This is a genomic window from Mesorhizobium sp. WSM2561, from assembly GCF_000513915.1.
In the GTDB taxonomy this organism is placed as follows: domain Bacteria; phylum Pseudomonadota; class Alphaproteobacteria; order Rhizobiales; family Rhizobiaceae; genus Mesorhizobium; species Mesorhizobium muleiense.
The window spans coordinates 191,423-205,481 of the sequence record NZ_AZUX01000015.1 but is presented as its reverse complement, the minus strand read 5'-3'; the positions used below and the strand labels follow the sequence as shown (position 1 = coordinate 205,481).

Genomic DNA, 14,059 nt, shown 5'->3' with positions numbered 1-14,059 from the left:
GATGTTGATGCCGGCTGCCTGGTCGGCGTTGACGCCGGTCACCTTGATGTTGGCCGAAGCGCGCAGCAGTGCGACGCCGCCGCCGGCAACGATGCCTTCTTCGACGGCCGCGCGGGTCGCGTTGAGGGCGTCATCGACGCGGTCCTTCTTTTCCTTGACTTCCACTTCGGTCGCACCGCCGACGCGGATCACGGCAACGCCGCCCGCCAGCTTGGCGAGACGTTCCTGCAGCTTCTCCTTGTCGTAGTCCGAGGTGGTCTCCTCGATCTGCTGCTTGATCTGGGCGACGCGGCCCTGGATCTCGGCCTTCTTGCCGGCACCGTCGACGATGGTGGTGTTCTCCTTGGAGATCGACACCTTCTTGGCGCGGCCGAGCATGTTGAGGCCAACATTCTCGAGCTTGATGCCGAGGTCTTCGGAAATGACCTGGCCACCGGTGAGGATAGCGATGTCTTCCAGCATGGCCTTGCGGCGATCACCGAAGCCCGGCGCCTTGACGGCAGCGATCTTCAGGCCGCCACGCAGCTTGTTGACGACCAGCGTGGCCAGGGCCTCGCCTTCGACGTCTTCCGAGATGATGACCAGCGGCTTCGAGGTCTGCACGACGGCTTCGAGGACCGGCAGCATCGCCTGCAGGTTGGAGAGCTTCTTCTCGTGGAGGAGGATGTAGGCGTCCTCGAGATCGGCAACCATCTTGTCGGCATTGGTGACGAAGTAGGGCGAGAGATAGCCGCGGTCGAACTGCATGCCTTCGACGACTTCCAACTCAGTCTCGGCGGTCTTGGCTTCCTCGACTGTGATGACGCCCTCATTGCCGACCTTCTGCATCGCTTCTGCGATCATCGAGCCGACCGAAACATCGCCATTGCCGGCAATGGTGCCGACCTGGGCGATCTCCTCGGAGGTCTTGATCTTCTTGGCGGTCTTGCCCAGAGCAGCGACCACTTCGGTGACGGCCAGATCGATGCCGCGCTTCAGGTCCATCGGGTTCATGCCGGCGGCAACCGACTTGTGGCCTTCCTGGACGATCGACTGCGCCAGAACGGTCGCGGTCGTGGTGCCGTCGCCGGCAATGTCGTTGGTCTTCGAAGCGACTTCGCGGACCATCTGCGCGCCCATGTTCTCGAACTTGTCTTCAAGTTCGATTTCCTTGGCGACGGTGACGCCGTCCTTGGTGATGCGCGGGGCGCCGAACGACTTGTCGATGACGACGTTGCGGCCCTTGGGGCCGAGCGTGACCTTCACCGCGTCGGCGAGGATGTTGACACCGCGCAGCATGCGCTCGCGGGCGTCACGGGAGAATTTTACGTCTTTTGCGGACATGGTTAGCTCCTGGCAGGGCTTCAATCGAGCCCGAAAATGAGATTCAGGTGAGGGTAGGGCCGATATCAGCCGATGATGCCCATGATGTCGGATTCCTTCATGATCAGAAGGTCCTCGCCACTGAGCTTGACTTCGGTGCCCGACCACTTGCCGAACAGGATGCGGTCGCCGGCCTTGACGTCCAGCGGGACCAGCTTGCCAGCTTCGTCGCGGGCGCCGGACCCGACGGCGATGATCTCGCCTTCCTGCGGCTTTTCCTTCGCCGTATCCGGGATGATGATCCCGCCGGCAGTCTTGGATTCGGATTCGACCCGGCGAACGACCACACGGTCATGAAGTGGGCGGAATTTCGATTGTGCCATTTTGGATTCCCTGGTGCGGATGTTGAACGGTTCCCGTTGCCGGAGTGCGATTAGCACTCACCGAGGCCGAGTGCTAACAAGGGGGTGGATAGGCGGTTGGCGGTTGCAAGTCAAGGCGCGAAGAACGGTGAAACCGAGCCGAAGGGACGTGAGCTGAGGGCCTATATCGTTCTTCAGAAGGAGCAGGAGTATAGGCTCATTTCTTGCATCTATACCCACACAGAGGCGGCGGCGGTCAGTGGGGGGATCAAGCCCGTTCACAATGCAATCGACAAACGCGTCGTCGTACTGTGCCTTGCACTGTTTCTCGGTTTTCGGCGTGATGCGGTTCTCGTGTTCGATGAGGGACGATCGGCGGATGTTTCCCGCCAATCGTCAAACGACGCCGCTTGCGCCGAGGGACGGATCTTGAAGTCAAGCTCACTGCGGGTGAGTTCAACCTGCTCATGGCCTTCCTCAAGAACCCAGGCCGGGTGCTTTCGCGCGAGCAGCTTCTGAAGGCGACCAGGGTCTATGATCAAGAGGTCTATGACCGCAGCATCGACGTGCTGATCCTGCGCCTTCGCCGCAAGCTGGCATACCGCTCGACCCTGCAGTATATCCGAACAGAGCGCGGCGCGGGCTATGTTTTTGAGAGCGCCGTGGACGTTGAGGAGCTAAGGACGCGCCGCTAAGGCGGCCGCCTTCCTCTATAGTCTATCACGTGCTTCACCAACCACTCAGCGTATGTGGTTCTCAAGGAGGGTTGCCGGGCACGCGCGACTATCTTGCGTGCCTGGCCGGCTAGCGTGGCCGACTTTGCGGGCGATAGACACCGAGAAGCTCGTCCGCAGGGCGCCCGACCAGAAACGTTAGCTGATGCTTGCGCGCGTGGCCGTTGTGGCAGCCGCGGACATAGATCGGGTGGACCGGTGTCAGCATACGCCGGGCAACACCCATTGTCGGGTTTGTCCGGCCCACGACGCTGCCATGTTCGATTTGCGCCCGGCTGGGGCCGAAAGCCGTTGGCACATTTGTCCGAGTTTCTGCCTACGTCTTTGGCTCGATTTTTGCTCGGTGCTGCCGAGGACGCGCCCCAACCCGCTGGTGATGGGAAGCCGCTCATTTGGCGCACAGTCTCGGGTTTGGAAGAGGAGAGGCTTGTTTGGCGATTGGCTGGAACTTTCGGTATGCTGCACTCGGATCTTTTCTGCTCACCTCAATGGCGATGGGGCAGGACAATCTGCTCGACGAAGCGAAATCGCTGTTCAGCCCCGTTCCCAAGGACCCGCCTGCCCTTGAGGGCAACCCGGCGACTGCAGAGAAGGTCGAACTGGGCAAGATGCTCTATTTCGAGCCGCGACTTTCGGAGGCGCAGAACATCAGCTGCAACACCTGCCATCAAATCGGGCGCGGCGGCGCTGATGGCCGCCCCACCTCAATTGGCTTCAATTGGCAGCGCGGCGGCCGCAACGCGCCAACTGTGCTCAATTCAGTGTTCAACACCACTCAGTTTTGGGACGGTAGAGCGATCGACCTGACGGAGCAGGCCGGCGGGCCCATCGCCAACCCGATCGAGATGGGAAGCACCCCTGAGCACGCCGTCGACCAGCTCAAGGGCATACCCGGCTATGTGGAGGCATTCCGCAAAGCCTTCCCAGATGAAACCGATCCTCTCGACTACGAGAACATCGGGAAGGCGATTGCCGTCTTCGAGGCGACGCTGACCACGCCCAATGCGCCGTTTGATCGATATCTCGAGGGTGACGAAAAAGCGCTCACCGTTGAAGAGAAGAAAGGCCTCGGGCTTTTTATCGACAATGGGTGCACATCTTGCCACAACGGCGTCAATGTCGGCGGCGGTATGTACGCTCCTTTTGGCCTGGTCGAGAAGCCCGGCTGGGGCTTCCTGCCGCCCGACGATGAAGGTCGCAAACAGGTGACAGGGGAAATTGACGACCAATATGTCTTCAAAGTCCCCAGCTTGAGAAACGTCGAACTCACTGCCCCGTACTTCCATAGCGGCCGTGCGTGGAACCTCGAGGAGGTGGTGGCGGTGATGGGCACCACCCAGCTTGGCACCCGATTGGCCGCTGACGAAGTCTCCAATATCGTCGCCTTCTTGCGGACACTAAGTGGAGACCAGCCGCAGGTAACTTACCCGATCCTGCCGCCAAGCGTCGCCACGACACCTCGGCCAGCGCCGTGATCGCATGAGTTTGGTGATGCGTTGATTGCCAGCCGCCGTTTGCCTCCGCGACCGGCTCTCTAGGACGCCTTTACCGCGAGTTCAAAAAGCGCGACGGCCCGAGCCGGTCGCCAAGTCACAGGCGACGAACGAGCTTTCCCTAGCAAACCGATTCGCAGGGGATACCGTCCTTGTCTCGGTCCAACTTGCCTCCCCATGAGCAGTTTGTGAGAAACCAGTTTGCTTCATCACATGAGCTGATTTGAGAACATATCCGCCGCGGCTCGCACGAATAGCCGCTCTGCGCGAGCAGCCTGCGGCTGACGACGCCTCGTGGTTGGCCTGACGGCGCCACGCCATCTGCATGCTCCGCTCGCCACTCCCAAGGCGCCTTAAACTTGCCGGCCCACATGCCGACCTTCGCCGCTTCCGCCTTCACCTGCTGCAGTGCGTACGCGCCGTGGCTGTAGCGGGGCCAATCCAAGGCCTGGCCGTGCTCGATCATCCAAGCGGACAAGCCGGCACCATCGGAGCGCTGGCAGTCGCCGACAAACCGGTCATAGCGATCCCAGGAGACGAACGAGCAGTGAACTGGCTTCGAGGTCGTCAGGAAGGCCTTCAACGCTTCGGTGGCGCGGCGCCCGCAGGGATATTCGAACCCTTTCGCGTCGTCGCAATACTGCTTGCTCTCCGGCGCATCGACCCCGTTGAGGCGAATGCGCTGACCGTGGATCTCAATCGTGTCGCCGTCGACGACGGAGGCGACCCCGGCGATCGGTGGAGGGCTCGGGCGGGTCAGATTCGACAGACTGATGTCGGACATGCGGTCGCTGTGCTGCATGGCCGACTGAACGGCTAACGCGCCAGCAGCGGCCATAGTCACAAAGATCAGCCGCAGTGGAATGGCTGCCCAACGGCGTGCGCGTGACCGCTTGGCACCGGTGCGCTGTCGCCACTGGTCAGACCGATAGTCGTGCCGTGATCTATCCAAGCCCATTCTCCCCCGAGGGAAGAATGCGTCGGTCAGAGCAGAGAGTCCATAGTTGCGCCGTCTCGACCCATTGCGGGATGGAGGTCGGTGCCATCTATGGCACCGGCGGCGCACGACCTCGGCTCACTCGCTTGGCGCTTGTTCTTTATTGAATGGCCTCTTTAGCGGCCAATTGCCGGAACCCTGCGCACCAAAAGCGGAAGTCCTGATCCCGACCAGCAAAATTCGCTTCCAACGCGCAATACGCTGCGGCAGTCGCAGCTTCCTGCCCGTAAAGCGCGATCGCGGCGCTGACAGCTCGTCCAGGATCGGTCAATGTTGCCAGCGTCAAAGTGCTTGCGTTGCGAGCATCTGAAGGCATGGCCCATCATGGCATGTGGGTGTCAACGCGACAAACCCGAACGGCTGTGGAGTTTTTCGTCAATCCGCTCGCTCGGCCCCGAATGCATCGCCGCCATCAATCCCAAGGAAGCCAGACGATCAAGACGAACCGCGGACGCGCAGTTTCCTTTGCCCGTTTCCGGCGCGCCAGCGATGTGAAACGTTTCAAAAATGAAGCATATGTACATCTTTATGAAATCGAGAACGCACGAACGTTACTGATGCTTCATCTTATCTTAACTTGACGAATATTGCTGAACCGCCATTATGAATGTTTGGAAGGGGAAGGGATGATGATGCACAGTGGTGTACCAAAGCAGCCTACGCAAAATATGGTTTCCGCCGGACGGGCCGGCGAAAGTTTGCTTCAACTGATCACAGCCAGCGAGCTCACTTTTGCTATGGAAGGGCACGACGGTCTCTCGGCTGCGATCGTGGAGCGCGCGGGCTTCAAGGTGCTTTGGGCGTCAGGCCTGTCGATCTCATCAAGTCTCGGCTATCGCGATGCGAACGAAGCCTCCTGGTCCGAGGTTGTCAATGTTGTAGAGCGTATGGCAGATGCTGTGCAGATTCCGATCCTGGTCGACGGCGACAGCAGATTTGGAAACTTCAACAATGCCCGCCTCATGGCCAGCAAACTTCGCCGATGTGGCGCAAGCGGCGTTTGCCTCGAAGACAAGGTGTTTCCAAAGATGAATTCGTTCGTGGGGGACCGACACCCCCTCGCCGAAACCGCGGAGTTTTGTGGGCGGCTCAAGGCGATCAAGGACCGAATTCCGGATCCGGAATTCGTGCTGGTCGCGCGTATCGAGGCGCTAATCGCCGGCCGTGTAATGGATGAGGCGCTGGCGCGCGCTTATGCCTACGCCGAGGCGGGCGCTGATGCCGTCCTCATCCATTCCTGCAGGTCCGACGCGGAGGAGATCTTCGCCTTCACTCGCGCCTGGCAGAACCGGCTTCCAGTCGTCATCGTACCCACGAAATATTACCGCACGCCGGTCTCCGCGTATCGCGCCGCAGGGATCTCCATGGTGATTTGGGCCAACCACAACTTGCGCGCCGCCACTGCTGCCATGCGCCACATTTGCGATCGGATCGTTCGGGAGGAAACCATCGCCGGTATCGAGAGTGAGGTGGCAACGCTGGACGAAGTGTTCGAGTTGCTCAAATACGAGGAACTGGCTGCGGCCGAAGAGAGATATCTACCACAGAAGGCGAGCGGCGTCCGTCAGCCGGTTTAAGCCGCCTTTTCTGACGAGCAAACGAGACGAGGAGGCGCAACATGCTTGCGAAACGGACAAGCTTGTTCCGTTCATCTGGGACCGCCGCCGCGCGGGCGGCGGCAAGGGCATCTGCCGATGCTGGCGATGACATCATTGATCTGACCGCTGGAGAAATCTGGAGTGACCTCGCACCAACAATTCGCGACGGAGCGTTCGAGGCTATCAACAACGGTGTCAATCGCTACACTGATACCGCTGGCATGATGGAACTGCGGGAGGCGCTGGCGAAAAAGGTGTCTCTCGATACCGGACGGATGTGGAAGGCCGAAGAGCTCATCACCACGACAGGGGCCAAACAGGCGCTCTTCAATGCGGCTATGGTGGTGCTCAACCCAGGCGACGAAGTCATCATCCCGACGCCTTACTGGACGACTTTCCCGGCGCAGGTGCTGATCGCCGGCGGCAAGCCGGTCTTCGTCGAAACCCGCTCCAACGGCTATGTAGCGCGCATCGAAGACATCGAGGCTGCGGTCACCAAGAGAACCCGGGCGATCATCATCAACACGCCTGGTAATCCGACGGGTGCCGTTTATGACGCCCAGACGCTGATGGCAATTGCCCAGCTCGCGATTTACCGCGACTTGTGGATCATTTTCGACGAGTGCTATGGCGATTTCGTCCACGGGCATCATACCCATCACGCGATCGTCTCCGTCCTTCCGGAGGTTCGGCCTCGGACGCTCATCGTCAACAGCTTTAGCAAGGCTTTGGCACTGACCGGATGGCGAATTGGCTACCTCGCCGGTCCGAAGGAGATCATTAACGCCGCCAGCGCGTTGCAGTCGCACACCACGTCAAATCCGAATGTGATCGCCCAGCATGCCGTGTTGGCACATCTAGAGCGGGGAGATGGCAGCTACGAGAGCCAACTGCGATCGCAGTTGACCAGCGCCAGGCAGATCGGTCTCAACGTGCTCTCATCGCTCAGGCGGGTACCGGTGCCGAAGGCGCAGGGCGGCTTCTATTTCTATCTCGACTTGACGAACCTGCTCACGCGCGAGCCGTGGAATGTGATCACTGACGATGCGGAAAAGATCGTGCATTCGCTGCTAACCGATGCCGGCGTTGCGACGGTGTCCGGCACCGCCTTCGGCGATCCCGCTGGCATACGCCTCTCCTATGGAATTCCGCCCGAGAAACTCGAAGCCGGATTGAGCCGGATCGTCGAGGTGCTCAACGCTCGGAAAAGACCTCGCAAGATCGCGGAACACAGAAGGGGAATGCGTGCGATGTCGATCGAAGCGCCCAAAAAAGCCGTCATTCTAGCCGCGGGCTTCGGCTCTCGTCTCCGTCCGCTGACCGATCTGCGGCCGAAGCCCCTGGTGGAGGTCAATGGCACGCCCATATTGCACAACGCGCTTCGAAACCTGGAAGCGGTCGGCGTCGAGGAGGCGACGATCGTCATAGGCTATCGCAAGGATGCGATCCAATATGCATGCGGCAGTCTCTTCGGTGGCCTGAAGATCAATTATGTCGAGTCATTGGTTTTCGACCGGACAGGCAGTGCCTACTCGCTCTGGTTGGCGCGCGATGCGCTCCTTTCCGGAGACTGCTACCTTCTCGAAGGTGATGTCTTCTTCGAAGAAGATGCACTGCGCTGCCTGATGATGAACGACGCGGCAAATACCGCTGCCGTTGCGCCGTTCGATCCATCTATGGAAGGGTCCGCAGCCATTCTTTCCAGCGAGGGCTTCATATCCGAGGTCCGGCTAAAGCAGACGGCAGCAAGTCTGGCATCCGGCGGTCCGGCACTCTTCAAGATGATGAATCTCATCCGGTTCTCTGGCGCCGACCTCCGAACAAAGATCGTCCCGGTCCTTTGCGACATTATCGGCTCGGGTGCGACCAAAGCTTATACCGAGGAGTTGCTCGCCGTTCTTATCGAGCGCAACGGACTGCAGCTCGCGGCGGCGCGATGCGACGATCTGAGATGGTATGAGATCGACAGTGAAGAAGACCTACGCGCAGCCGAGAGGATTTTCACAGTCGAGAGGTCCCTGAGATATAGTGCCCGCCACGTCGTAGACGCTGGAGAGTAGCAGGATGATCCGCTATCTCTTCGACGTTGCAAATGCCATTACCGCGCTTGGGCTGATCTTCGCCACTACAGCGATCTATTTTGCTTTGGTCGGACGCTTCGAGCTTGGCATCTGTTTCGCCTTATGGGCGCTTCTGGCGGATGATGCGGATGGCATGGTCGCGAAGCGTTCGCCGAACCGTTCGGCTTTGACGGCCCAGGTGGGAGGCGCATTCGACGGGCTAGCTGATTTGGTCTACGCAGCTGTGTTTCCAGCGGTGCTAATTTTGTCTTTTAACGCGTTCTCTGTTCCTGCACTGTTAGCTGCGGTCTGCCTTGTCCTGTCGGGGGCTCTCCGCCTCAGCTATTTTTCAGCGTTCGGGCTGGACGATGACGGATTCGGCAGAGGATTGCCGTTGAACAATGACCTCTTCGTGTTGGCAGCTCTCTTTGCCACAAACCGCTATCTGCCAATCCCTCAGCTTGGCAGTCTCTTGATAGGCGCGGCGTTTCTTCTGTCCCTGCTACATCTCTCAAATTTCAAATTTCCTGGTACCGGCAATCGATTGCGCCTTGCCAACCTTACACTCGTTGCAGCCGGGTCTTTCGCCCTGCTCACAAGTGCATTTGCATCGTAGAGTGTAGGAAAAAAATGCATGGAAAGCTCTTTCGAAATCGGCACGCGCACTGTCTTCGATCGTTATCAGCGCCAGCAGGAGAATGATCACCACATATTTGACAGGTTGGTCTCCCTCATTGAGGAGGAATATTTCGGCCTGGCAACCGGTAGCTTCCGCGGCCTTGATGTCTTAGACGCGGGCTGCGGCTCGAATGCGAATGCGTCTTATGCGTTTCTTGAAAAAGGAGCGCGTAGCGTTGTCTCTCTTGAATTGGGCAATGATTGGATGGATTGCGCGCGCAAACGGCTTAGCCGCTTTGGGCCACGCTCGGAATTGGTCGCCGGTAATGTGCTCGATCTGCCGTTCGACGAAAAGAGTTTTGATTTTGTTCATTGCGCCGGGGTTCTGCCGCACACCAGCGATCCGAAAAAAGGCTTCGAGGAACTTGCCCACGTAACTCGTCCGGGGGGCAGCTTCTTTTTGACGATCATGGGCACCGCCAACGGCGTCATCTACCGATGCATAAACCACTTGCGAGAACTGTACCAAAATGATGACCAATTTCGCAGTGCGATCGACAATCTTAATGCATCCACCGCACGTGAAGCCATCGACTGGCTGTTGAACGTCAAGGAGAATGAAGAAGAAGAACATATGCCTGGCGAAAATGAATTCTTTCGAAGCCTTTTCGATGATGATTTGTTCGTGACGATTCGGGATCGTTTCCAGGCGCCGACCTACCACGAGTTCTCATTCACTGAGGTGCAAATCAGAGACTGGTATGTCGAGTGCGGCTTCGAGAACATTCGCAGGATCTCACGGTATACGAGAAATTTCCATAACCTTCGGCGCTTTCTCGCGCCCATGTACCGTCATTACGACCACCCGCTGGCTCGGTTCTGGTTCGGCGATGGCTGCATCCAGATGATCGGCGACAAGCCAAGCACGTAGTCGGCGTTATTCGTATAAGAGAGCGACGCCAATGTGCGGAATCTTCGGGATAGTCCTTAAAGAGGAAGGTATGCCGGTCTCCGCTGAGGCGGTAGAGCGTTGCGCGGACGCTCTTGCTCATCGCGGACCTGATGCCAGAGGCTTATATATTAATCGTTCGGTGGCATTCGCACATCGACGACTATCGGTTATCGATATTAATTCTCGCGCCGATCAACCTCTTTGCGATAAAAATACTGGAGTGACGATAACCTATAATGGAGAGATATATAACTATCGCGAGTTAAAAAAGGAATTGCAGAGTCTTGGTTATTCGTTTTTGACGACATCAGATACAGAAGTATTAATCATAAGTTATATCGCTTGGGGAAAATCATTCTTAAACCGGCTCGATGGGATGTTTTCCTTTGCACTCTTCGATCCCCGAAAATCTCTCGTTCTTGTCGCCCGAGACCGGCTGGGCGTAAAGCCACTTTACTACACGATTTGCGATATTGGACTTCTATTTGCGTCGCAACCGAATGCTCTTGTTCGCTGGCCGGGGATCATGCGCGGACCTGATATGATCGGCGCGCTCAGTTTTCTATCCTATCGCGCGGTTGTCGGCTCCAGAACGCTGTTCACTGGGATCTCCAAATTAGAGCCCGGCTATCTCCTCGAAATAAAAAACGGGCGCTACACGTCCGAACGTTGGTGGAATCTGTCTGAGTGCATTTCGCGATCGAAGCCGGACTACTCCGATGTACGGGAGTTGCTCGGAAGTGCCGTTCAACGCCAGCTGGTAGCTGATGTTCCGGTGGCCGTATTGCTGTCCGGCGGGCTTGACTCGAGCATCCTCGCCTATGAGGCCTCAGCCCGCTCACAAGTCCATCCTATCTGCTATACCGGCAGGGTCGAGCCCTCCGATTATGACGAGACGGGCTATGCGATGGACGTTGCCGCTGAGTTCGGGCTCACTCACCGGGTCGTCCCAATTCGAGAACCTTCCGATATCAACGCGGTAGCAGAACTCGTCCGTTTGCGTGGACATCCACTTGGAATGCATAACGAAACCGCCATGTTTACGCTCGCAAAGGCGATTTCGAAAGAGCATAAGGTCGTACTCACCGGCGAGGGTGCCGATGAAATTTTCGCTGGCTACAGCCGATTGTTTCGGACGCCGTATGATTACAATCGAAGTAAAATCATCGCCGCATTGCCATCTCCTCTGGCCCAGCTCGCACGCCGGCGTCTTGGGCTTGGGGTCCATGGCGGTCAGCTGCAGTTTTTCTTAGAGCGTTACACTTACTTTCCGGCTGATGAGATCCGTTCGCTTGCTATCGATGGCCAGATGCGAAGAGAGTACGAGATGGAACTCTTCGACCACTTCGCGACTCAATTTGCGGAGGCGGACGGAGATTTCTTTAGCAAGATAACACATGTTTTCGTCTCTACGCACTTGCCCGCGCTGCTGGAGATGGTTGACAACACCACTATGGCAGCTGGACTTGAAGCTCGCGTTCCTTTCACCGATCACCAGCTCGTAACCGCCGCAATGGCAATGCCCGGCTCCCAGCGGTTAAGGTGGAGGTCACCAATCGCTTCTGTCCAGGCACTTTGGCACCCGGTCGCTTCCTTCAGCGAACGTCTTGACGTCTCAAAATATCCCTTGCGAAGAGGATACCGGGGCGTCTTGCCCAAATCTGTTCTATCTCGGAAAAAGATGGGATTTCCGATTCCGCTGGGCCAGTGGGCGGTGGGCGAGGGAGCAACGCAATATCGAAGCCTGCTCTTTCACGAGGACTCTCCCCTAGGAAATTTATTCAACCCTACTGCCTTGAGGCGTTGGTTTGAGGTCGGACGAGAAAAACCTTCAGATTCATTCGGTCGCAAGTTTTGGCTTCTAGCCAACCTTGCGATTTTCTTCAAGGAGGCATTCTCGTGACAATATCCGAGCCCGAAGTTGGGCTCTGCTTCATCGAAAATGGTGCGTTGGACGCGGCTTATACGTCACTTCAAGGACGCCTCAGCTTACTTACGAAGATGGCACATATCGAAGAACCGATCGAACCAGACCCCCTACAAGTAGCGATGACGCGTATTTGTGAACGCATCTTGTGGTTCGAGAATCTGTCATCGTCTTCATTAAGGAACGGGCGGATCGACTCTCTCTTTTCGTTCGCAGGAAAAGGAGATCGGCAATGGCAAAATCAACCCGCGCTATCTTTATTCTCGATTTCCGAGCGCCAAAAATACATCTGTGGAGTGGCAGTTACGATGCACCGTTGGTCCCCATAAACGGTCAGCCTCTCGTAAAACACCTCATCGAAGTATGTTTCGAATACGGCGTCAAAAATGTCGTTGTCGTCGAAAATTCGCAAAATGGCTCATTTGACACGTATCATTGTCAGCCCGGCACCACTGTTCTCTCGTGGCGAGACACACTTGACTTCGGCCTAATCGAGAGACGTCAGGACCATGACGGCGATACACTCCTGATATGGGGAACTCCGCTGTTCGACAGTGACCTTCTTGACGGAATCGGTCGCGATAGCGGATCGTGTGGCTCCGCCTGGCGGCCCGAAGCGCCGACTGGTATTTATCGGTTGAGTGCCGATGTACTATTGGACCTTTTACTTGAAAGCCAGTTCGCGGCACTCACTCGTCCACAACAGACCTTGAGCGGGTTGGCCACAGGTCTGCTCCGGCTAGAGATTGCCTTGCCTGCCGGTAGGCGGAATGCTGGCTTCGAACTGCTCGATATCTGCGACGGCGTCGATGTAGCCATAGCCGAATTCCGATGTGACAAGAAAAACCTGCTGCGGCGTCTGGAGACCAGCGTCGGAGGGTATTGGCGTAAGCCAATCGCTGAGCACATGCTTCTTTGCAATACCAGATTTCCCCCTAAGGCTTTCTACGATCGGCTAGCGACGAGGCTCGAAGACGTATTAACATGCTATCCATCTCAGCAGATTGATATTGCTTCCATCCTCGGCGCGATGACCTCGCAGCAGCCGGAGCTTATCGCAGTCGGAAACGGGGTCACCGACCTCATACAGGCGCTTTATTCAACGCTGAACCCCACAGTTGCGGTTCCCACCCCGACATTTGCCGGTTTTCAAACCCCTCTGACTAACGAACGAATGAAGAACTTCGTTCTCAGTCCGCCTTATTTCGACCTGGATGTCAGCGCGTTTTTTGAATTCGTAATAGCCACGGATGCAGACACGGCAATCGTTGTGAATCCTAACAATCCCACCGGTCGACTTGTTGATCATGCTGACATGGCATGGTTGACCAAGGCTCTAGGTTCCAGCGGGCGGCGGCTGATTGTGGACGAATCCTTTATCGATTTTCCCACTGACGGAAGCGCAAACAGCGTTGAGAATCTTGTGCTGTCCTGTGACAATCTGATCGTAGTGAAGAGCCTTGGAAAGCTCTTCGGGCTCGGCGGAATTCGGCTCGGCTATCTCATGTCTGGCGATAGGGATCTCATTGCTGCCGTGCGCCGGAAGCTACCGTTGTGGAACATCAACGGTATTGCGGAATACACGCTGTTCTTGCTGCCCGAATTTATAGAGGAACTGGAAGAGAGCCTGGAAATGTTGCGCGAGGATCGAGACCTATTCACGCGAAGGTTACAGACGATACCGGGCCTTGAAGTCGTGCCTTCACAAACAAATTTCATCTTATGTCGGCTGCCTGAAGATTCTGTATCTGCTGCCGAGCTTAAGCGTCGGCTCATTCTCTTCGATTCCGTCCTTGTAAGAGAATGCGGCTACCAAGTTATGAAAGATGCAGATCGATACATTCGCCTGACTGTTCGAAGTCGAGCCGAGAACGAAAAGCTCATAAACACTTTGCGAAGTACTTTAAGCCACTTAAGCATCGCATCTGAAGGCGTCGTCGCATAAGGAATGGGCGCATGATCGATGCTCAGTACTGGCCGAAAGGCAAGGTAGCGACAGGCCTGGCCACAATATCG

At 57.1% G+C, this 14,059-nt stretch carries 10 protein-coding genes and 2 pseudogenes; 9 read left to right on the top strand and 3 right to left on the bottom strand.

Annotated elements, in window-relative coordinates:
* A partial coding sequence (gene groL / locus M727_RS0114720; RefSeq protein ID WP_036262252.1) for a chaperonin GroEL occupies positions 1-1,323 on the bottom strand: 1,323 nt, incomplete at its 3' end.
* Positions 1,324-1,388: 65 nt separating this feature from the next.
* A complete protein-coding gene (groES, locus tag M727_RS0114715; RefSeq protein ID WP_027153329.1) occupies positions 1,389-1,685 on the bottom strand; it encodes a co-chaperone GroES in 297 nt (98 codons plus the stop codon).
* A 374-nt stretch (positions 1,686-2,059) separates the two neighbouring features.
* Here groES and M727_RS0114710 point away from each other — a divergent pair.
* Both M727_RS0114710 and M727_RS0114700 read left to right on the top strand, forming a co-directional pair.
* Positions 2,060-2,359 (top strand): annotated as a pseudogene (locus M727_RS0114710) (transcriptional regulator); the annotation flags it as partial.
* Positions 2,360-2,829: 470 nt separating this feature from the next.
* On the top strand, positions 2,830-3,873 hold the full coding sequence (locus tag M727_RS0114700) for a cytochrome-c peroxidase (protein WP_280944164.1): 1,044 nt from the start codon (positions 2,830-2,832) through the stop codon (positions 3,871-3,873).
* 139 nt (positions 3,874-4,012) lie between these two features.
* Here M727_RS0114700 and M727_RS39155 read toward each other — a convergent pair whose 3' ends face one another.
* Positions 4,013-4,849, bottom strand: a complete 837-nt coding sequence (locus M727_RS39155; protein WP_084646733.1) for a thermonuclease family protein — start codon at positions 4,847-4,849, stop codon at positions 4,013-4,015.
* A gap of 707 nt (positions 4,850-5,556) precedes the next feature.
* Here M727_RS39155 and aepX point away from each other — a divergent pair.
* The 7 genes and pseudogenes from aepX (at position 5,557) to M727_RS0114660 (ending at position 13,988) form a co-directional block, all read left to right on the top strand.
* Positions 5,557-6,465, top strand: coding sequence for a phosphoenolpyruvate mutase (aepX, locus tag M727_RS0114690; protein ID WP_027153326.1), 909 nt, complete (start codon positions 5,557-5,559; stop codon positions 6,463-6,465).
* A gap of 41 nt (positions 6,466-6,506) precedes the next feature.
* Positions 6,507-7,694: pseudogene (locus M727_RS36465) on the top strand (aminotransferase class I/II-fold pyridoxal phosphate-dependent enzyme); the annotation flags it as partial.
* A gap of 42 nt (positions 7,695-7,736) precedes the next feature.
* The gene (locus M727_RS0114680; RefSeq protein ID WP_027153331.1) at positions 7,737-8,546 is read left to right on the top strand and encodes a phosphocholine cytidylyltransferase family protein; all 810 of its coding nucleotides are present in this window, start codon (positions 7,737-7,739) and stop codon (positions 8,544-8,546) included.
* 4 nt (positions 8,547-8,550) lie between these two features.
* On the top strand, positions 8,551-9,162 hold the full coding sequence (locus M727_RS0114675) for a CDP-alcohol phosphatidyltransferase family protein (protein ID WP_027153325.1): 612 nt from the start codon (positions 8,551-8,553) through the stop codon (positions 9,160-9,162).
* A gap of 18 nt (positions 9,163-9,180) precedes the next feature.
* Positions 9,181-10,095, top strand: coding sequence for a class I SAM-dependent methyltransferase (locus M727_RS0114670; protein ID WP_027153324.1), 915 nt, complete (start codon positions 9,181-9,183; stop codon positions 10,093-10,095).
* A gap of 31 nt (positions 10,096-10,126) precedes the next feature.
* Positions 10,127-12,019, top strand: a complete 1,893-nt coding sequence (gene asnB / locus M727_RS0114665) for an asparagine synthase (glutamine-hydrolyzing) (protein ID WP_027153323.1) — start codon at positions 10,127-10,129, stop codon at positions 12,017-12,019.
* A gap of 256 nt (positions 12,020-12,275) precedes the next feature.
* Positions 12,276-13,988 (top strand): histidinol-phosphate transaminase, encoded by a 1,713-nt coding sequence (locus tag M727_RS0114660; RefSeq protein ID WP_027153322.1) that lies wholly within the window; start codon positions 12,276-12,278, stop codon positions 13,986-13,988.
* Positions 13,989-14,059 lie beyond the last annotated feature (71 nt).

Bases quoted from the DNA above. Each gene is read 5' to 3' on its own strand.
- groES (WP_027153329.1), bottom strand. From the start codon at position 1,685: ATGGCACAATCGAAATTCCGCCCACTTCATGACCGTGTGGTCGTTCGC.
- M727_RS39155 (WP_084646733.1), bottom strand. From the start codon at position 4,849: ATGGGCTTGGATAGATCACGGCACGACTATCGGTCTGACCAGTGGCGA.
- aepX (WP_027153326.1), top strand. From the start codon at position 5,557: ATGGTTTCCGCCGGACGGGCCGGCGAAAGTTTGCTTCAACTGATCACA.
- M727_RS0114680 (WP_027153331.1), top strand. From the start codon at position 7,737: ATGTCGATCGAAGCGCCCAAAAAAGCCGTCATTCTAGCCGCGGGCTTC.
- M727_RS0114675 (WP_027153325.1), top strand. From the start codon at position 8,551: ATGATCCGCTATCTCTTCGACGTTGCAAATGCCATTACCGCGCTTGGG.
- M727_RS0114670 (WP_027153324.1), top strand. From the start codon at position 9,181: ATGGAAAGCTCTTTCGAAATCGGCACGCGCACTGTCTTCGATCGTTAT.
- asnB (WP_027153323.1), top strand. From the start codon at position 10,127: ATGTGCGGAATCTTCGGGATAGTCCTTAAAGAGGAAGGTATGCCGGTC.
- M727_RS0114660 (WP_027153322.1), top strand. From the start codon at position 12,276: ATGGCAAAATCAACCCGCGCTATCTTTATTCTCGATTTCCGAGCGCCA.